The sequence below is a fragment of the Cupriavidus sp. WS genome (assembly GCF_000395345.1).
In the GTDB taxonomy this organism is placed as follows: domain Bacteria; phylum Pseudomonadota; class Gammaproteobacteria; order Burkholderiales; family Burkholderiaceae; genus Cupriavidus; species Cupriavidus basilensis_B.
The window spans coordinates 1-18,550 of the sequence record NZ_AQPL01000277.1 but is presented as its reverse complement, the minus strand read 5'-3'; the positions used below and the strand labels follow the sequence as shown (position 1 = coordinate 18,550).

The 18,550-nt window shown below is 70.4% G+C and carries 20 protein-coding genes; 4 read left to right on the top strand and 16 right to left on the bottom strand.

Features of this window, described 5'->3' with window-relative positions; genetic code table 11:
- Positions 1-3: 3 nt before the first annotated feature.
- From K206_RS0122265 to K206_RS0122250, 4 genes are all read right to left on the bottom strand, one after another.
- Entirely contained in the window at positions 4-1,236 is a 1,233-nt protein-coding gene (locus tag K206_RS0122265) for a cyclopropane-fatty-acyl-phospholipid synthase family protein (protein ID WP_020204602.1), read from the bottom strand.
- A gap of 214 nt (positions 1,237-1,450) precedes the next feature.
- Positions 1,451-2,089, bottom strand: a complete 639-nt coding sequence (gene pdxH / locus K206_RS0122260; RefSeq protein ID WP_020204601.1) for a pyridoxamine 5'-phosphate oxidase — start codon at positions 2,087-2,089, stop codon at positions 1,451-1,453.
- A gap of 131 nt (positions 2,090-2,220) precedes the next feature.
- Positions 2,221-3,414, bottom strand: a complete 1,194-nt coding sequence (locus K206_RS0122255) for an MFS transporter (RefSeq protein ID WP_020204600.1) — start codon at positions 3,412-3,414, stop codon at positions 2,221-2,223.
- A 270-nt stretch (positions 3,415-3,684) separates the two neighbouring features.
- The gene (locus K206_RS0122250; protein WP_020204599.1) at positions 3,685-5,874 is read right to left on the bottom strand and encodes an AsmA family protein; all 2,190 of its coding nucleotides are present in this window, start codon (positions 5,872-5,874) and stop codon (positions 3,685-3,687) included.
- Positions 5,875-6,089: 215 nt separating this feature from the next.
- On the opposite strand from K206_RS0122250, the gene tcdA reads away from it, so the two are divergent.
- Positions 6,090-6,998 carry a tRNA cyclic N6-threonylcarbamoyladenosine(37) synthase TcdA gene (gene tcdA, locus K206_RS0122245; RefSeq protein ID WP_020204598.1) on the top strand — a complete coding sequence of 303 codons (909 nt, stop codon included), beginning with the start codon at positions 6,090-6,092 and terminating at the stop codon, positions 6,996-6,998.
- A gap of 14 nt (positions 6,999-7,012) precedes the next feature.
- On the opposite strand, the gene K206_RS0122240 is transcribed toward tcdA, so the two are convergent.
- Entirely contained in the window at positions 7,013-7,591 is a 579-nt protein-coding gene (locus K206_RS0122240) for an ATP-binding protein (protein ID WP_020204597.1), read from the bottom strand.
- A 180-nt stretch (positions 7,592-7,771) separates the two neighbouring features.
- On the opposite strand from K206_RS0122240, the gene K206_RS0122235 reads away from it, so the two are divergent.
- On the top strand, positions 7,772-8,224 hold the full coding sequence (locus K206_RS0122235) for a bacteriohemerythrin (RefSeq protein WP_020204596.1): 453 nt from the start codon (positions 7,772-7,774) through the stop codon (positions 8,222-8,224).
- Between the two features lie 21 nt (positions 8,225-8,245).
- Here the strand turns inward: K206_RS0122235 and K206_RS0122230 are convergent, their stop codons facing one another.
- Positions 8,246-8,632, bottom strand: coding sequence for a cupin domain-containing protein (locus K206_RS0122230; protein WP_020204595.1), 387 nt, complete (start codon positions 8,630-8,632; stop codon positions 8,246-8,248).
- A 34-nt stretch (positions 8,633-8,666) separates the two neighbouring features.
- On the bottom strand, positions 8,667-9,512 hold the full coding sequence (trxA, locus tag K206_RS0122225) for a thioredoxin (RefSeq protein WP_020204594.1): 846 nt from the start codon (positions 9,510-9,512) through the stop codon (positions 8,667-8,669).
- A gap of 232 nt (positions 9,513-9,744) precedes the next feature.
- Here trxA and K206_RS0122220 point away from each other — a divergent pair, with 232 nt between their 5' ends.
- Positions 9,745-11,460 (top strand): long-chain fatty acid--CoA ligase, encoded by a 1,716-nt coding sequence (locus K206_RS0122220; RefSeq protein ID WP_020204593.1) that lies wholly within the window; start codon positions 9,745-9,747, stop codon positions 11,458-11,460.
- A 38-nt stretch (positions 11,461-11,498) separates the two neighbouring features.
- On the opposite strand, the gene K206_RS38965 is transcribed toward K206_RS0122220, so the two are convergent.
- Both K206_RS38965 and K206_RS38960 read right to left on the bottom strand, forming a co-directional pair.
- Positions 11,499-12,299 carry an ankyrin repeat domain-containing protein gene (locus K206_RS38965; RefSeq protein WP_020204592.1) on the bottom strand — a complete coding sequence of 267 codons (801 nt, stop codon included), beginning with the start codon at positions 12,297-12,299 and terminating at the stop codon, positions 11,499-11,501.
- 26 nt (positions 12,300-12,325) lie between these two features.
- Complete coding sequence (locus K206_RS38960) at positions 12,326-13,030, bottom strand: gamma-glutamylcyclotransferase (RefSeq protein WP_043366986.1); 705 nt, start codon at positions 13,028-13,030, stop codon at positions 12,326-12,328.
- Positions 13,031-13,238: 208 nt separating this feature from the next.
- Here K206_RS38960 and K206_RS0122205 point away from each other — a divergent pair, with 208 nt between their 5' ends.
- Positions 13,239-13,559: a hypothetical protein gene (locus K206_RS0122205; protein ID WP_020204590.1), complete on the top strand. Its 321-nt coding sequence runs from the start codon at positions 13,239-13,241 to the stop codon at positions 13,557-13,559.
- Between the two features lie 73 nt (positions 13,560-13,632).
- Here K206_RS0122205 and K206_RS0122200 read toward each other — a convergent pair whose 3' ends face one another.
- From K206_RS0122200 to K206_RS0122165, 7 genes are all read right to left on the bottom strand, one after another.
- Positions 13,633-13,980 (bottom strand): FKBP-type peptidyl-prolyl cis-trans isomerase, encoded by a 348-nt coding sequence (locus K206_RS0122200; protein WP_020204589.1) that lies wholly within the window; start codon positions 13,978-13,980, stop codon positions 13,633-13,635.
- A gap of 144 nt (positions 13,981-14,124) precedes the next feature.
- Positions 14,125-14,673, bottom strand: a complete 549-nt coding sequence (locus K206_RS0122195; protein ID WP_020204588.1) for a YaeQ family protein — start codon at positions 14,671-14,673, stop codon at positions 14,125-14,127.
- A 246-nt stretch (positions 14,674-14,919) separates the two neighbouring features.
- Complete coding sequence (locus K206_RS0122185; protein WP_020204586.1) at positions 14,920-15,231, bottom strand: hypothetical protein; 312 nt, start codon at positions 15,229-15,231, stop codon at positions 14,920-14,922.
- A 179-nt stretch (positions 15,232-15,410) separates the two neighbouring features.
- The gene (locus K206_RS0122180; RefSeq protein ID WP_020204585.1) at positions 15,411-16,007 is read right to left on the bottom strand and encodes a YceI family protein; all 597 of its coding nucleotides are present in this window, start codon (positions 16,005-16,007) and stop codon (positions 15,411-15,413) included.
- Positions 16,008-16,052: 45 nt separating this feature from the next.
- Positions 16,053-16,436, bottom strand: coding sequence for an MAPEG family protein (locus K206_RS0122175; RefSeq protein ID WP_020204584.1), 384 nt, complete (start codon positions 16,434-16,436; stop codon positions 16,053-16,055).
- 64 nt (positions 16,437-16,500) lie between these two features.
- Entirely contained in the window at positions 16,501-16,719 is a 219-nt protein-coding gene (locus K206_RS0122170; protein WP_006159028.1) for an RNA-binding S4 domain-containing protein, read from the bottom strand.
- Between the two features lie 4 nt (positions 16,720-16,723).
- The gene (locus tag K206_RS0122165) at positions 16,724-18,499 is read right to left on the bottom strand and encodes a glutamine--tRNA ligase/YqeY domain fusion protein (RefSeq protein WP_020204583.1); all 1,776 of its coding nucleotides are present in this window, start codon (positions 18,497-18,499) and stop codon (positions 16,724-16,726) included.
- Between the last annotated feature and the right edge of the window lie 51 nt (positions 18,500-18,550).

The following is an 18,550-nucleotide window of genomic DNA, read 5'->3' as shown; positions in this document are numbered from 1 at the left end:
TTTTCAGTCCAGCGGTTTGTCGTAGATGTAGCGGCGCGACCAGGGCAGGCTCTGCGAGGGCAGGCCGGCCTTGTGGCAGACCACCTGGTAGATCGACATCTGGTCGGTATCGAAGGCGTGCGCGCAGCCCGCCAGGTAGACGCGCCAGATGCGGTATTTCTTCTCGCCCACCATCGCGCGGATGGTATCACCCTGCGCCTCGAAGTTGTCCGCCCAGTGGTGCAGCGTGCGGTTGTAGTGGTTGCGCATCAGCTCCACGTCGGTGGCTTCCAGGCCGCCGCGCTGGAGCGTGTTGAGCACCATGCCGATGTGCGGCAGCTCGCCCTGCGGGAACACGTAGCGGTCCATGAATTCGGAGCCGTCCATCGGCGTGGCGCCGCTCTCGGGATCGGGCGAGGTGATGCCGTGGTTCATGGCGAAGCCGTCGTCGGCCAGCAGCTCGCGCATGCGCTTGAAGTAGCCGGGCAGGTTGTCCTTGCCGACGTGCTCGAACATGCCGACGCTGGTGATGCGGTCGAACGTGCCGGCGGTGTCGCGGTAGTCCTGCAGGCGGATCTCGATGCGGTCCGACAAGCCCGCCTGCCTGACCCGCTCGGTGGCCAGGTCGAACTGGTTCTGCGACAGCGTGATGCCCACGCAGCGCGCGCCGAACTTCTGCGCCGCGCGCAGCACCAGCGCGCCCCAGCCGCAGCCGATGTCGAGCAGGGTCTGGCCGGGCTGCAGGCGGATCTTGGTCAGGATGTGGTCGATCTTCTTGCGCTGCGCGGTGGCGAGGTCCTCGTCGCCGTTTTCGAAGTAGGCGCAGGAATAGACCATCGCCGGATCGAGCCAGAGCGCGTAGAACGCGTTGGAGACGTCGTAGTGGTACTGGATCGAGGCCTTGTCGGCGGCCTTGGTGTGGGCGAAGTGCTGCGCCACGCGGGCCAGCGCGCCGCCGGCCTGCGCGCTGGCGGCGGCGGAGAAGCGGTAGGCCACGGCGATGATGTCGCTGAGCTTGCCGTCCAGGTCGATCTTCTCCTGCACGTAGGCTTCGCCGAGGTTGTCGAGGCTCGGCGTGAGCAGCAGCGGCAGCGCGCCCGCCTCGCGGACCGTCAGCGTGACCGCGGGCTGCTCGAAGCGGCCGAGCGGATACTCGTTGCCGTTCCATAATCGCAGCTTGACCGGGAGGTTGGCTCGCTCGCGCAGATCGGCGATCCAGTGATCCAGTTGCTTGTCCAGTGCTTGCTTGAAAAACATGCGGCCTCCCAAATTGGCGGTTGCGGCACACTCCTCGAACCTCAGCAGCGGGCAGGCTGGGCCTGCACACGATGGCGTCTTCCTCGCGGAAGTGCCGATGACTCACTTTACGACAATTCCCAATTTTGTGCAGTGCGCGGCCCCGATGCGCGCGGGGCCGCGGCCGCCTGGCCGCCCGGACAATTCAGCCGCTATTCAGCCGCCATTCAATGGCTCACGGCGACAGCCGCACGATCTGCCACGCGCCGTCCGCCTGCAGCCGGTAGGCGATGCGGTCGTGCAGGCGCGACGGCCGGCCCTGCCAGAATTCGATGCGCGACGGCACCAGGCGATAGCCGCCCCAGTGGGCCGGCCGCGGCGGGTTGTCGCCGAACCTGGCACGGAAATCCGCCTCGCGCTGCTCCAGCACCGCGCGGTCCGCGACCTCGCGGCTCTGCTCCGACGCCCACGCGCCCAGGCGCGAGCCGAGCGGGCGCGAGGCGTAATAGGCATCGCTCTCGGCATCGCTGACCTTTTCCACGGTGCCTTCCACGCGCACCTGGCGCTCGAGCTGCACCCAGTGGAACAGCAGCGCCGCGCGCGGGTTGCCGGCCATGTCCAGGCCCTTGCGGCTTTCGTAGTTGGTGAAGAAGGTGAAGCCGCTGGCGTCCATGCCCTTGAGCAGCACGATGCGCGCGGACGGCTGGCCGTCGGTGTCGACGGTGGCCAGCGTCATCGCGTTGGGCTCGGGCAGCTTGGCATGGATGGCTTCGTCGAACCAGCGCTGGAACTGGCTGATGGGATCGGTCGCCACGTCGGACTCGGAGAGCGAGCCGAGCACGTAGGTGCGGCGGAGGTCGGCAAGTTGGGTCATGTCGGATCAGGTATCAAGTCTGCGTGCCGCGCCGGGCAGGCCTGCCCGGCACCGGCGGCGCGCCTGATTCGAGTATAGCGAAAGCGCACCCGGCCGCATTTGCGCACGCGCAAGCCCTCGCGTTGCCATCGTCAGGCCGCTGGCGGCGGCAGCTTGCGCGCATGCCCGCGCGAGTAGTAGCCGGCCACGCCCATCGCGCCCGCCATCGACAGGAAGATCGGCAGCATGCCGAGCGCGGTGCCGACCACGCCGAAGGTCAGCGGCCACACCACCTGGCTGGTGTTGAGCACGGCCGAGCGCAGCCCCAGCGCCTCGCCGGCGCGCCCGCTCGGCGAGGCCGCGTGCAGGATGTTCATCACGTTGGGCTGCGCGCTGCCCAGCGCCAGCCCGAGCAGGAACGCCAGGCAGCACATCAGCCAGAACTGCGCGACGAAGGGATAGAGCAGGTAGGCCACCGAGCCGAGCAGCAGCGCGCCGCGGATCACCTTCCATTCCGACAGCCGGCGCGACACCAGCGGCATCGCCACGCGGATGGCGAAGGTGGCGATGGCGAACGCGCCCAGCACCCAGCCGATCGACGACGGCGACAACCCCACGCGCGTGCCCTGGATCGGGATCAGGAAGGCATGCAGGTCCCACGCGGCCGACAGCACCGCGCTGGCGATGAACACCGCGCGCAGCTCGGGGTGCGCCAGCAGGCCCAGCGTGGAACTGCGGCTGCCGTCGACGATGGCGTTGCGCGCGGCCCGGGCGCCGCGCGCGGGCAGGCGGTGGCGCACCAGCTGCAGGCCGGCCAGCCCCGCCGCGGCCACCGCCACCAGCGTGAAGAAGGCCGGGCGGAAGCCCGCGTGCTCGATCATGTAGCCCATCACCACCGGCCCCAGCGTGCCGGAGAACGACAGCCCGAGCGCGTGCAGCGTGTAGTTGCGCAGCCGCGTGCCGTCGCTGGAGATCTGGCCGATCAGCAGCTGCATGGCCACCTGCACCAGCATGAAGCCCACGCCGATCAGCGCGCACGAAAGATAGAGCGCCGCGATGCCCGGCCACAGCGCCGGCAGCAGCGTGCCCGCGAGCACCATCAGCGAGCCGGCCATGAGCGGCTTGCGCGGGCCGATCTCGTCGATGCGCTTGCCGGCATGGATGGCCAGCAGCATCGGCAGCAGCGCATAGAGCGACATCAGGATGCCGAGCGTGACGGTGGAGGCCTTGAGGGACAGCGCGAACAGCGACACCACCACGCGGCTGGCATTGAAGGCCACGTGGTTGCACACCGTGAGCGCGATCAGGCAGCTGATCGGCGGAACGGTGGCGTGTAGCGGCGTCATGCGCGGGCGGGGGCTTTGGGGGAATCCGGGAGAAAAACAAGTGCGGCCGAAACCGCACCCTGAGAAGGACGCCACGATCACTCGCAGAGGTCCGCAATGCGCCATCTATTGAAGACTTCGTTGTAAATGGCCGTTTAATTATGCGAGCGGCGTGTGCGATAGACAACGGTTCTCTGCACCAGTGGGGCGAAAGTGTTGCGAAATTGCGTCGATGCATGCGCGGGTGTCGCGCACGGGCAACGGTGGCGCCACCGCGATGGTGCGCGGCGGTCAGCCGCCTTGGTGCAGCGAGGCGTCGGGCGCCGGCCGTGCCGGCGCGGCGGCAGCGCCCGCGCCCGATGGCACGGGGCCGGCGGCGCCGCTGGCCGGCTCGCGGTAGGCCTGGCCTGGCGGCGGCGCCAGCGGGCGCTTGCGCACCTGCGCCAGCAGCTTGCCGCATTGCGATTCCTCGCCGCCGCCGGAGAGATCGATCAGCGGCAGCACCGCGGCGCCGACCGGCGCCACCAGCGCCAGCGCCACCGCGCCGCCCGCGCGCAGGGCCAGCACGCCGATGTCGGGGCTGACCGTGGGCTTTTTCAGCGTGCCGCCCACGTAGAGCGGCGAGCGCAGCGAGAAGATGCGCAGGCCCTTCGAGTCCGGCCGGATGGTCAGCGCGAGCCGTTCGCTGGCCAGGTCGACCGCGCCGGTGGTGTCGATCACGGCGTCCTGCGTGTCGAGCACGAAGGTGCGCGCGCGCGCCAGGCCGTTGGTGAAGCTGACGTCGCTCACGCCGCAGTTGATCCGCACCGGCTTGTCGCCGAACAGCTTGGAGATCACCACGCTGCCCACGTTCAGGCCCATCGCCTCGAGGACGAACTTGCTCACCGTGCCGTTTTCCACCAGCAGCTTGGCTTCGCCGTTGGCGCTGCCGAGCAGGGCCGCCACCGAGTTGCCGGTGGCGCTGAGCCGCGCGGCGCCGTTGAGCTCGCCGATGCTGGCGCGCATCGACTCGAATTTCGGGAACAGCTGCTTGAGCTTGAGGTGGCGCGCCTTCATGTCGATGGTGGCGGCCAGCGGCGCGCGCTTGCCGTTGAGCTGCAGCGTCGACACCAGGTTGCCGCCGGCGATGCCGAAGTCGAGCGGGTCCAGCGTGAGCAGGCCGTCGTCGAGCTTGAGGTGGGTGACGAGATCGGTGATCGGCAGGTCGGCGGTGCGCACGATGCGCTTGCCGGTGAACTTCACGTCCGCGTCGATGCTGTCCCAGCGCTCGGTGCGGAACGGCGCCACCGGCAGCGCCTTGTCGGCGGGCTGGCGCACGGTGCTGTCCGCGGCCGCGCCGCCGGGCCTGGCGTCGGCGCCGATCAGCGGCGCCAGGTCCTCGAAGCGCAGCTGGCTCGATTCCAGCTCGCCCGACAGCAGCGGACGCGGCTGGCGCTGGGCATAGCTGAGCGTGCCGCTCAGGTCGCTGCCGCCCACGCGCCCGCTGAACTTGTCGTAGCGGTACGCCGAGGCGCCCTTGCGCAGCGTGGCCACCAGCCGCCCGCGCGTCTCGTAGGGCGGCGTGCTGGGCAGCACGATGCCGGTGAGCGCGTACAGCCGGGCCATGTTGTCGCCGGACAATTGCAGGTTGACGTCGAGCGCGCCGAGATGGGCCGGGTTGGTGAGCGTGCCTTCCACCACCGCGCGCGTGTTGCCGACGCGCGCATCGGCCTGCACCGGGAACGGCACGTTGGCGTCGCGCAGGCTCAGCACCGTGCCGGCCTTGCCGCTGGCGCTGACGGTGGCGTCGTGGTAGCGGCCGGTGGCCTTCCAGCGCAGGCCGTAGCGCTGGCTGGCGGGCGCTGCCGCCGTGGCGCCGGCGGTGCCCGGGGCCGCCGCGCCGGTGAGCGCGCCGTCGCGGGCCTTGTCGTAGAGCGGGCTGTCGCCGATGGTGTCCAGGCGCGCCTGCATGTCGAGCTTCAGCACCTGGTCGGACAGGCTCAGGTCGCCCTGCGCCAGCGCCACCTCGCCGATGTCGAGCCGCCACTCGGACGGCTGCTTGCTGGCCGGCGTGGCGAAGGTCCAGTTGTTGCGCTGGTCGGCCAGGCGCTCGAGCCACACGGCCGGGCTGTCGACCACGATGGTGGAAATCGAGATCTGGCGCGACAGCAGCGGCAGCGGGCGCAGCACGAAGATCAGCTCGCGCACGGTGGCGAAGTTCGGCTCGCGCGCCCAGTCCGGGTTGCCGATCGTGATATCGGCGGCCGACAGCCGCGGCCACGGCACCCAGGTGTGCCAGCCGGTCTCGCCCTGCGCGCTGCGCCAGGTCAGCGTGAGGTCGCCGTTGACGGCGAAAGGCCGGCCGATGGCCTCGGACACGCGCTGGTTGAGCCACGGCTTGAGGCGGTTCCAGTCGAAGGTCAGGACGACCACGACCACGATGGCCACCAGCGCCAGCGGCGTCAGTACACTCCAGAGAACGGCCTTGCGGCGCACGGGCATGGGATTGTCGTCCTGGTCGGGCGGGTGGCCGCGGCGCCGGCCCCGGGGGTGGGGCGATGCGGCGGCCGGACCACTGTTGTCAGGTATTGTATAGTTGCGCGCCGCGTTCTCCTGTCGGCGCCAGGCTGACAGGGTGACGCAGGCGGCGCCTGGACGGCCAGTCCGCCCGCGTCCGCCCGCCGGCGGCCCTCCTTCAGCAAGCCTCGATCCTATCCATGAGCCACCTCGTCCCGGAAACCTCCCCGGCCCCTTCCGCCTCCCCGGAACTGGCGCAGCTGCCGCCGGCGCTGACGCACGAGAGCCCGGCCGACGACGACTACCACCGCCGCTTCGGCGGCGTGGCGCGGCTGTACGGCGCGGCCGGGCTGGCGCGGCTGGAGGCGGCCAGCGTATGCGTGGTCGGCATCGGCGGCGTGGGCAGCTGGGCGGCCGAGGCGCTGGCGCGCAACGCGGTCGGCCGCGTCACGCTGATCGACCTCGACCACATCGCGCTGTCCAACACCAACCGCCAGATCCACGCGCTGGGCGATGCCTACGGCCGCGCCAAGGTGCAGGCGATGGCCGAGCGCATGGTGCAGATCAACCCGCGCTGCCGCGTGACCGAGGTGGACGACTTCGTCACCGAGGACAACGTCGCCGAGCTGCTCGGCGGGCACGACTACATCATCGACGCGATCGATTCGGTCAAGGTCAAGGTCGCCATGCTGGGCTGGGCGCGCCGCACCGGGCGGCGCATCATCACCTGCGGCGGCGCCGGCGGCCAGCTCGACCCGACCCGCATCCGTGTGGTCGATTTCTCGCGCACGGTGCAGGACCCACTGCTGGCCAAGGTGCGCTCCCGCCTGCGCCAGGACTGGGGCTGGCCGCGCAATCCCAAGCGCAAGTTCGGCATCGACGCGGTCTTCTCCGACGAGCCGCTGCGCTATCCCGAACCCGAGCAGCAGGCCTGCGAGATCGACGAAGCCCCGGCCGACGCGCCCGCGATCGCGCCCGCCGGCCCGCAGGGCCTGGCCTGCGCCGGCTTCGGCTCGTCGGTGGCGGTCACGGCGGTGTTCGGCATGGTCGCCGCCGCCAGCGTGCTGGGCGCGCTCACCGCACTGACCGAGCCCGCCGCTCCCGAGTGAGCCGCGCGCCCGCGCTAGGCGGCCAGCGCCGCCAGCAGGGCCGCCAGCTCGGCCTCGTCCGGCGCGGTGTTGTCGAAATAGCGCAGCTCGGGATGCTGCTCCGGCGCCGGCATGAAGCGCCGCGCGCGGTAGTCCTCCCAGTGCGCGAGCTTGTAGGCATCGTTGGGGTTGCCGCGCCGCACGATGCGCGCGTGCGCCTCGTCCTCGGGCAGGTGGACCCACACCGTGCGCACCTGGGTGCCGGCGGGCACGCGCAGCCATGCCGGATCGTGCAGCCGGTGGTCGCGCACCTCGCGCGACAGCGGCCCGACCACGATCACGCTGATGCCCAGCGCGAGGTTCTCGCGCGCGGTGTCGAGCAGGCCGTGGTATTCGGCGTCGCGCAGGTACTTGAGGTAGGTGGGGCTGTCGCGGTCGTTGGGGTCGCCGGTCAGCGCGCCCATCGCGGCGGCGCTGTAGCTGCCGTACAGGGTGTCCTTGTCGAGCAGGCAGAACGGCTCGCCGGTGGCCTGCATGAGCGGGCCGATCAGGCGGTGGGCCAGGGTGGTCTTGCCGGTGCCGGCATGGCCGCAGAAGAAGAGCAGTCGGGGCATGGGAAGGCGGGGCGGAGCCCGCGGCGGTGGAAAGCCAGCCGCCAGCATAACCCGCGCGCCGGTTTGTCCTGGATCAGTCCGCGCCGCGGCGGATTCGGTATGCTCTCGGCTGGGGCCGGACTTCGCGCCGCGGGCGCGGGGCCGGCCAGCCGATTCCTTCGTTGCCTCGCTTCTCCAGACATGACCGACTACGCCACGGATGTCCCCGCGCCGAGCCGCGCCGCCCTTGCGCCCGAGCTGCTGCTCGGCGAGCCGGTGACCGACGCCACCCATGAAGAATTCGTGCAATTGCTCGATGCCGCCGCGCGCGCCGCGGACGACGGCTTCCTGGCCGCGCTGGACGAGTGGATCGAGCACACGCGCCATCATTTCGGCCAGGAAGAAACGTGGATGGAAGCCATGAACTTCGGCCCGCAGCACTGCCACCGCGGCGAGCACCAGCAGGTGCTGGCGGTGGCCGACGCGGTGCGCGTCAAGGTCGCCGAGGGCGACGTGACGCTGGGCCGGCGGCTGGTGTCCGAACTGCCCGGCTGGTTCGACCAGCACGTGAGGTCGATGGACGCGATGATGGTCGGCTACATGCGCGAGCACGGCTTCACGCTGATCGAGGCGCCCGACGGGCAGGCCGCCTGAAGACGGCCGCGCCGCGGCGCTTCAGCCGCCGCCGGCGGCCGCGCGGTCGAGCACCACGAAGTGCTTGCGCACCGTTTCCAGCACCTCGAACAGGCCGGTGAAGCCGGCCGGGATCACGCAGGCGTCGCCGGGCCCGAACTCGCGCGCGTTGCCCGCGTCGTCGCTGATGCGGATGCGTCCGCTGATGACGTGGAAGAATTCCTCCTTGCCCGCCGGGAAGGCGATGCGCCACGCGCCCGGCTCGCAGCCCCACACCCCGCAGTCGAAGTCACCCTGGCCGGCGCTGTAGTGCGTCCAGGTGGTGCGCTCGGGATTGCCCGCCACGAGCCGGTCCGGGCGCGGACGGTCGTGGCTGGGGGCGGGGTCGGCGCGGAAATCGGCCAGGCGGGGCAGGGCGGCAGCGGTCACGGCTAGGGCGGGCAGGAAGGTCGGGCCCGCCAGTTTAATTCAGCACCGAGGCCAGTTGCCGGCGCCAGCGCGACACCGCCTCGGGCTGGTCGCCCATGAGCGCGAACACCGACAGCATGGTGACGCGCCCGATGTCCTCCTCGAAGCCGCGGTCGGCCCGCACGATGGCCAGCAGCTGTTCCAGCGCCGGCTCGTACTGCCGGTGCGCGATCAGCGCGCGGGCCAGGTCCAGGCGCGTGCGCAGGTCGCCGGGCGCGGCCGCCACGCGCGCGGCCAGGGTGGCCGTGTCGGGCAGTTCGGCCACGCCGCGCATGGCTTCGAGCCGGGTGCGCAGCGCCGCGAAGCCGTCTTCCTGCGACGCGCCGCGCGACAGCATGCCGAACTCGGTCTCGGCCTGCTCCAGCGCGTCGCCGTCGAGCAGGAAGCCGATGTACTCGAGCCGCGCCGCGTCGAAGCCCGGATCGAAGGCCAGCGCCGCCTGGAACGCCGCCCGCGCGGCCTCGCGGTCGCCGGCGGCGAGCGCGTCGCGCGCGGCGCGCAGGGCGGTCTGGCCCGGGTCCGGCATCACGCGCGCGAGGAACTCGCGCAGGCCCGACTCCGGCAGCACGCCGGTGAACTGGTCCACCGCCTGGCCGTCCACGAAGGCCACCACATGCGGGATGCTGCGCACGCCGAAGTGCGCGGCGAGATCCTGGTTCTCGTCCACGTTGACCTTGGCCAGCCGCCACTTGCCGCCGGCCTCCGCTTCGAGCTTCTCCAGCATCGGTCCCAGCGTCTTGCACGGGCCGCACCAGGGCGCCCAGAAATCCACCAGCACCGGGATGTGACGCGATGTCTCGATCACGTCCGCCTCGAAATTCTGCAGGGTTACGTCGCTCATGACTTGGTCTCGCTAGAAGGGAAGCCCCGCGCATGCCGGGGCCATACGCGGGCTAGTTGGGGGCGGATGCGGCCGATTGCAACAGCGTGGCGCGCAAAGGCGGGCGGGCAAGGCGGATGGATAAGGTGGACGGGCAAGGGTAAGCGATGGATTGAAAATAGAACGGTCGTTCGGTTATATTGCTTGACTGGTATCCAAGATCAGGTCGGACAGACCGCACAGGAGACGTTCCATGCAGACCCACCAGCCCGCGCGCCCGCATTTCCAGTTCTGGCCCAAGCGCGTTCCTACCGAGATCGTGTCGCCGGAGACCTCGCTCTGGTACAACCTGGTGGTTTCCGCGCACCGCTACGCCGACAAGGCGGCCATCCGCTATTTCGGCAATGCCATCACCTTCCGCCAGCTCGAGGCGCAGGCCAGCGCGGTGGCCGGCTGGCTGCAGCAGGAAGCCGGCGTGAAGAAGGGCGACCGGGTGCTGCTCTACATGCAGAACTGCCCGCAGTTCATCATCGGCTACTACGCCATCCTGCGCGCCGACGCCGTGGTGGTGCCGGTCAACCCGATGAACCGCACCGAGGAATTCAAGCATTACATCAGCGACGCGCAGGCGCGCGTGGCGATCTGCAGCGCCGACCTCGCCGCCGGCGCCGAACAGGCCAGCGCCGAGCTGCCCGAGGCGCAGCGCCTGCGGCACATGCTGGTCACGCAGTACGGCGACGCGCTGCCGGCCAGCTACGAGAACCCCGAGGACGCGCCGCCGGCCTGGCTCACCGCCGAGCACCCGCTGCCGGCCGGCGCCACGCCGTGGTCGCGGGTCCTCGCCGCGCAGCGGGTGCCGGCGCCGCACACCGCAGGCCCCGACGACATGGCGGTGATGCCGTACACCTCGGGCACCACCGGCTTTCCCAAGGGCTGCATCCACACCCACCGCACGGTCATGCACAACGTGATCGGCGGCAGCACCTGGAGCGGCAGCGGCGCGGAATCGACCATCCTGTCGGTGCTGCCGCTGTTCCACGTCACCGGCATGCAGTACGGCATGAACGGCCCGATCTACAGCGGCGCCACCGTGGTGATGCTGCCGCGCTGGGACCGCGAGGTGGCCGGGCGCCTGATCTCGCGCTACAAGGTCACGCACTGGACCAACATCCCGACGATGGTGATCGACTTCCTCGGCAGCCCCAACCTGGCCCAGTTCGACCTGTCGAGCCTGCGCTACATCGGCGGCGGCGGCGCGGCCATGCCGCAGGCGGTGGCCGAGCGGCTGCACCAGCAGTTCGGCCTGAACTACCTGGAAGGCTACGGCCTGTCGGAGACGATGGCGCCGACCCACGGCAACCCGAGCGACCGCCCCAAGCTGCAATGCCTGGGCGTGCCCACCTTCAACACCGATGCGCGCGTGATCGACCCGGTCACGCTGGCCGAGCTGCCGCCCAACGAAACCGGCGAGATCATCGTGTGCGGCCCGCAGGTGTTCAAGGGCTACTGGGGCAAGCCGGACGCCACGCGCGACGCCTTCATCGAGTTCGAGGGCAAGACCTTCTTCCGCACCGGCGACCTCGGGCGCATGGACGAGGAGGGCTACTACTTCCTGACCGACCGCCTCAAGCGCATGATCAACGCCTCCGGCTTCAAGGTGTGGCCGGCCGAGGTGGAGAACCTGCTGTACAAGCATCCGGCCGTGCAGGAAGCCTGCATCATCGGCACGCGCGACGCCTACCGCGGCGAGACCGTCAAGGCGGTGGTGGTGCTCAAGACCGACGCCCGCGGCAAGACCACGCCCGAGGACATCATCGAATGGGCCAGGGAGAACATGGCGGCCTACAAGTACCCGCGCGTGGTGGAGTTCGTCGACGCGCTGCCCAAGTCGGGCACCGGCAAGGTGATGTGGCGCCAGCTGCAGGAAAGCGAGAACGCGCGCGACGATGCGGCCAGGCCGGCGGCCTGATGCCTGCCGCCTGACGCCCGCCGCGCGCGGGGCGGCCTTCAGTGCCCGCGCGCGCGCACCAGCATCTTCACCATCGTCTTGTAGCTGCGCTCGCGCGCGTGCCGCGTCGGGGTGGTGCCGTCGCGGTCCGCCAGGTTGGCGTCCGCGCCGGCGTCGAGCAGCAGTTGCACGGTGTCTTCGTAGCGCGCGCTGCCGTCGCCCATGACGATGGTTTCCAGCAGCGCGGTCCAGCCCTGCCGGTTGACGTGGTCGACCGGCACGCCGGCCTTGAGCAGCACTTTCACCACCTCGGTATTGCCATGCTGGCTGGCCAGGATCAGCGCCGTGCTGTCGTTGCTGTCGGTGCTGGCGAGGTCGGCGCCGTGCGCCAGCGAAAGCTGCACCATCTCGAGCTGCCCGGTGGCGGCGGCCAGCAGGAAGGGGCTGTTGGCGTCGATGTCCTTGCGGTTGACGTTGGCGCCGGCCGCCACCAGGGTCTTGGCGACCTCGGTGTGGCGGCTGTCCACCGCCACCAGCAAGGCGCTGCGGCCGCGCTCGTCGGTGGCCTGCGCGGAGGCGCCGGCGGCAAGCAGGCGCTTGACCAGTTCGAGGTCGCCCTGCATGGCCGCGGCGATCAGGTTGCGATCGAGCGCGCCCACGCCCTCGCGCGGGCCGGACGCCGCGGTGCCCGCGGGTGCCTGCGAGCGGGACGCAGCATGGGACGCCGCGCCGCCGGCGGGGCGCGCCGCCAGGCTCGATCCGCCCGGGCCGGCCAGCAGCGCGCCGCCCATCAGCAGCCCGGTCAGCCCCAGCACTTCGGCCAGTACCAGTCGGCGGGGGCGGGCGGCGGGGCGCGGCATCGGGTGGATTCCTGGATAGGTCCGGATCAGGCGGCCGTGCCGGCGGCAGGCCCGCTTGCGGCATCGGTGTCCTGCAACTGGCGCCACAGCCGGCCGAGATAGGGATCGTCGACGCCGTTGGTGGCCAGCCCGAGCAGGGTCTGCTGCAGGTATTCGCGCGCCGGGCCGTACAGGCCGGCGGCGTGGCGCAGGCAGGCCACCACGCGCTCGTCGGGCAGGCGCCCGGCGTAGGCTTCGTGGCCGCGGTTCATGACGAAGGCCAGCGCCGGCTGCGGCGCGCTGCCGGCCAGTTTCACGTTGAGCCAGCGCGGGTGGTAGGCGCCGGTCAGCATCTCGCGGCGCCACAGCAGGCGGAATTCCTGCTCGATCATGTCATGGGGGATGCGGAACGCCACGCCGTGGCACGAGCCGCCGCGGTCGAGCCCCAGCACCAGGCCGGGGCTGTCCCAGGTGCCGCGGTTGATGCGCGAGTACAGGTAGAAGCCGCGGTGGTAGCCGTGCACGGTGGCCAGCTGGCGGTCGGTGTGCACCACCATCGGGTTCCAGATCAGCGAGCCGTAGCCGAACACCCACACATCGCCGGCCAGCGCGGGCGTGTCAGGGCGCTGGTCCAGCGTGGCGCGCAGGGAGCCTTCGAATGCGGCTTCCGGGAGTAGCGAGGAAGCCACCGGCGTGCTGCAAAGAGAAGCACGCAGCCGATCCGTTTCGAGATCTTGTCGGGTGATGGCCATGCCTGCAAGCATAATCCAAAGCTGCGTTTCAGGCGGCAAGGAAACCACATGGCAGGCAGAAATCGCCGCAACGCTCAACTGGCTGTGTGCGGCAGACAACGGTCGGCGTGGCGGCGGGGCCGGCGAAATCGCACGGACTTGACCGCGCACGGTGGCGGCGGCGCCGGACAAGTCCTTACAATACCGCATCAACCCAGGAGAACAGGCTATGGCGCGCACGCTCACGGTGGCCTTCGGCACCGGCAAGGAATTCGGCCTCACCATCGGCGACGCCGAACTGGCCGCCGTCACCGAGGAGGCCGGCTGGCGCTGGTTCGACCGCGAATACGCCGAGCTCGACTGCCAGGCTTCCAGCCCGGTGGGCAAGGTGCTGGTGATCGACAAGATCCTCAACGTGGCCAAGTTCTCGGGCGAGCAGCGCTTCGCCGACGACGCCGCCTGGGCCCAGGACTACGCGCGCCACGCCGCGCGCCTGCTCGACCGCGACAAGGTGCGTGTCGATGTGGGCAACGCCGCCATCAGCTTCTGACCGCGGCCGGCGCCCGGAAGCAAAAAGGGACGCCCGCGGGCGTCCCTTTTTTCTGCGCGGCGCTGGCCGGCGCTCAGACCGCCAGCAGTTCCACCTCGAACAGCAGCGTGGCGTTCGGCGGGATCACGCCGCCGGCGCCGCGCGCGCCGTAGCCGAGCTCGGCCGGGATGACCAGGCGGCGCGTGCCGCCGACCTTCATGCCCTGCACGCCTTCGTCCCAGCCGCGGATGACGTGGCCGGCACCCAGCGGGAACACGAAGGGGTCGTTGCGGTCCTTGCTCGAGTCGAACTTGCGGCCGGCCTGGCCGTTGTCGTAGAGCCAGCCGGTGTAGTGCACCGTGACATGCTTGCCGGCGGTGGCTTCGGCGCCTTCGCCGGTGACGGTGTCTTCGTATTGCAGGCCGGAGGGAGTCGTATTCATGATTGGCTTCCTTGTAGTGTCTCAGGGAGTGTCACGGTACCGGGGCCGCCCGCGCGTGGCTGGCGGTCCCGGGCGAACGGGGTACTGCGCGATGGTGCTGGTGGTGCGTGCTGGTGGTGCTGGCGATGCCGGCGCCGCGCGGGCTCAGCCCGCCGCGCGCTGCAGGACGTCGAGGGTGATGCGCACGTTGTGGTCGTCGTCGCTGACCCAGATCTCGCCGTCCTGGATCGTCACCGACAGCCGCATGGCGCGCTGGGCCAGCGCGGCGAGCGCGTCCACCGCTTCGGCCGGCACATTGTAGATGGTCACGTTGCGCAGCTTGCCGGCCTTGCCCGCCATGCCCTTCCACCATTCGCGCGCGCTTGCGCCATTGTAGGTGAACACGGTCACGCGGCGCGCGCGCGCCGCGGCGCGCTTGAGGCGGGACTCGTCGGGCTGGCCCAGCTCGATCCAGTGCTCGATCTCGTCGGTCAGGGTCTTTTCCCACAGGTCCGGCTCGTCGGGTTCGTCCAGGCCGCGCGTGAAGGTGAGCGCTTCGCTGGCTTCGCAGGCGAAGGCCAGCAGGCGCACCATCATGCGCGCGTCGTTTTCCGACGGGTGCTTGGCGATGGTCAGCGCGTGGCTGCCGTAATACGGCCGGTCCATGTCGGACACGGAAAGCTCGGCCTTGTAGATGGTGGATTTGAGAGCCATGTGAGGTTGCTGCGCAATGGGGTGGTGCAGGGGTGGTGCACGGGCGCCGCGCACCAGGGCCGCGGCGGTCGGCCGCACGGCGTGGCGCGCAAGGCGAAAGGCCGCATGATACGTGAATCCGCGGGCGCGCCGCTCAGGCCGCTCCCACGGCGCGCGCGGCGATGCCGGGCGCGATCGCCGTGCCGCTGGCCCCGATCGCGCAGCGCCGGGGCGCGATCGCGGCGTTTTGCCTCAAACGGGCTTGCCTCAGCGGGTCTTGCGGTATTCGCCGAGGTAGAAGCGCAGCAGCGCCGCAGCCAGCTGCAGGCACAGGAAGGCCGCCGCGACCACCATCGCATGGCCGGCCGGGGTGTCGATCTGCCCGGACATGGCCAGTCCAGCCAGCCAGCTTGCCACCGCCAGCGTCAGCAGCGGCGCCAGCAGCGCGCGCCGGCCGTAGGTGCGCAGCGCCCACGCCGGAAAGCGGCGCAGGAAGGCCGCGGGAATGCTGCACACCAGGCAGGCGCCCGCCGCGGCCAGCGAGGCCGCCACCACGTCGCCGACGTCGATCATCGTCATCTTGTCAATCGTCCCCGTTCAGGCAAGGGCCGGGAAGCCAGGAGGAAAGGGCCGGCCGAAAAACCGCAAACCGCTGATTTTACAGAAGAAAGCGGGCGCCAAGGTGTCCCTTGGCCGACATCCGGCGATGTTGCGCGGCGAGCGGCGCGGCGCGAATGGCGCGCCTGTCACCCGGCGGATCACTCGGCCGGCTTGCCGGGCGAGGCCTCCACCGAGATCGAGAGCGTCACGGCGTCGCCGACGTCGGGCAGGAAGCGCGTCATGCCGAACGCGCTGCGCGAGATCACGGCGCGGAAGTCGCCGCCGCACACGTGGCGCCTGATGCCGAACAGCGAGATCTCGCCGCAGCTGAAGCGCTGCGCCTCGAGCCGCACCGGCTGGGTGACGCCGTGCAGCGTCAGCTCGCCCTCCACCGCCGCCAGGCGCTCGCCGTCGCGGATGAAGCGGCTGGCGCGCAGCCGCACCACGGGGAAGTTCTGCGCGTCGAGGAACTGCGCCGACTGCAGGATGCCGTCGAGCGTGCGGTTGCCCGAGTCGACCGAATCGGCATTGACCGTGAAGTCGATGCCGCCGGCGCCGGTGGCTTCGTCGTAGCTGATGCGGCCGTCGATCTTGCCGAAGCGCCCGCGCACGGAGGTGCGCTCGAAGTGGCTGGCGGCGAAGTAGACCGCGGTGTGGGTGGGGTCGACCGCGTAGTCGGCGGGGGCGGCCTGCGCCGCGCAGGGCAGCGCGGCCAGCAGGCACAGCGCGCGCGTGAAGGCGGGAAGCTTCGGCATGGCGCGGGCCTCTCCTCTGGTGAACCGGCCGGTTGCCGGGCGGCGCTAGTGGACGAACACCGGCAGCAGGAAGATGCCGATCACCGAGAGGAAGCCCACGGTCCAGCACAGCGTGCGCAGCGTGGCGCGGTCCGCCAGGTAACACACAGTGTAGAGCACGCGCGCGGCGATGAAGACCAGCGCCAGCTCGTCGATGCGCGCCGCCGGCGCATGCAGGTAGGTGGCCGACAGCACCGCCGCGGCAAAGAACGGAAAGGCTTCGAAGTGGTTGCGGTGCGCCAGGTCGGCGCGGCGCGCGCGTCCGGCCTGCCGCTCCAGCCAGCCGCGCGGGTCGTGGTTGTCGAAGCCGCGCCCGCCGGCCTTGGCGATGGCCACCGTCGTCACGGGCAGGATGCCCGCCAGCAGTACGCACCAGAATGCGATTGGCATCGTATTTCCTCAGTCGTCATGTCCCGCGCGGGGGCCCGCCAGGCAAGCCCCCGCGCGGCGCGCTTCAGGCGGCCACCACGCGGATCTTCACGCCGGCCACGCTGACCACCTGGCCGGCGCGGATCTTGGCGGTCTTGCGCGATTCCACGGCGCCGTCGACCGAGACTTCGCCGGCCGCCACCAGGGCCTTGCCGGCGCCGCCGCTGTCGCACACGCCGGCCACCTTGAGCAGGTCGTTGAGGGCGATGTGCTCGCCCTCGAGCGGGAAGGTGATGGTCTGCATGCGCTTATTTGCCCCAGCTGTCCTTGAGCCCGACGATGCGGTTGAAGACCGGCTTGCCCGGCTTCGAATCGACGCGGTCGGCCACGAAGTAGCCGTGGCGCTCGAACTGGAAGCGGTCCTCCGCGGCGGCCTGCTGCAGGCCCGGCTCCAGATAGGCTGTGACCACCTTCTTGGAGTCCGGGTTCAGCGCATCGAGGAAATTCTTGCCGCCGGCATCCGGGTTGGGGTCGCTGAACAGGCGGTCGTACAGGCGCACCTCGGCCTCGTAGGCGTGCGCCGCGCTGACCCAGTGGATGTTGCCCTTGACCTTGACGCTGTCCGCGCCCGGCGTGCCGCTCTTGGTGTCCGGCAGGTAGTTCGCGTGCACGGCGACGATCTTGCCGTCGGCGTCGCGGTCCACGCCCGTGCATTCGATCACGTAGCCGTAGCGCAGCCGCACCTTGCTGCCCGGGTTGCCGTCCTTCGGCGCGAACAGGCGGAAATAGCCCTTGGGCGGCGCTTCGCTGAAGTCGTCGCGCTCGATCCACAGCTCGCGCGAGAGCGGGAACACGCGGCGGCCCAGCTCGGGCTGCTTCGGGTGCACCGGGGCCGAGCATTCCTCGTTCTGGCCTTCGGGGTAGTTGTCGAGGATCAGCCGGAGCGGGTCCAGCACGCCCACGCTGCGCGGCGCGCGCGCGTCGAGGTCGTCGCGCACGGCGCCTTCGAGCGTGCTCATGTCGATCCAGCTGTCGGACTTGGCCACGCCGATGCGCTCGCAGAACGTCTGGATCGATTCCGGCGTGTAGCCGCGCCGGCGCACGCCCACGATGGTCGGCATGCGCGGGTCGTCCCAGCCGTCCACGCGCTGCTCGTTGACCAGCTGCAGCAGGCGGCGCTTGCTGGTGATGGCGTAGGTCAGGTTCAGGCGCGCGAACTCGTACTGGTGCGGCAGCGGGTCGCGGAACACGCCGCATTCGCGCAACTGGGCCAGCACCCAGTCGTAGAGCGGGCGGTTGTTCTCGAACTCCAGCGTGCACAGCGAGTGGGTGATGTTCTCCAGCGCGTCCGAGATGCAGTGCGTGAAGTCGTACATCGGGTAGATGCACCACTTGTCGCCCGTGCGGTGGTGATGGGCGTGGCGGATGCGGTAGATCACCGGGTCGCGCATCACGATGTTGGGCGCGCTCATGTCGATCTTGGCGCGCAGCACGTGCTCGCCGTCGGCGTACTTGCCGTCGCGCATGTCGCGGAACAGCTGCAGGTTCTCCGCCGCGGCGCGGTCGCGGTACGGCGAAGGCGTGCCCGGGCGCGAGAAGTCGCCGCGGCTGGCGGCGATCTGCTCGGCGCTCTGGCTGTCGACGTAGGCCACGCCGCGCTCGATCAGCTTCTCGGCGAACGCGTAGAGCCGGTCGAAGTAGTCGCTGGCGTAGTACAGGTGCGGCTGCTTGCTGCCGTCGGCGCCGGTGGCGTCCCAGCTGAAGCCGAGCCAGTGCACCGCGTCGATGATGGAATCGACGTATTCGGTGTCTTCCTTGACCGGGTTGGTGTCGTCGAAGCGCAGATGGCAGCGGCCGCCGTAGTCGCGCGCCAGGCCGAAGTTCACGCAGATGCTCTTGGCGTGGCCGATGTGCAGGTAGCCGTTGGGCTCCGGCGGGAAGCGGGTGATGACGGTGGGCAACGGCTGGCCCTGCGCATCCTGGCGGCCGGCATAGGTGCCGGCGTTGTTGTCCTGGTCGATGATGCTGCGCAGGAAATTGGATGCGGCGGGGGTGCTGTCGTTGGCTTTGGGGTCGTGGCTCATGGTTGCGCCGGAGGGCGGTTACGTCAGCAGGCGCGGGCCGCGCGCCGGGAA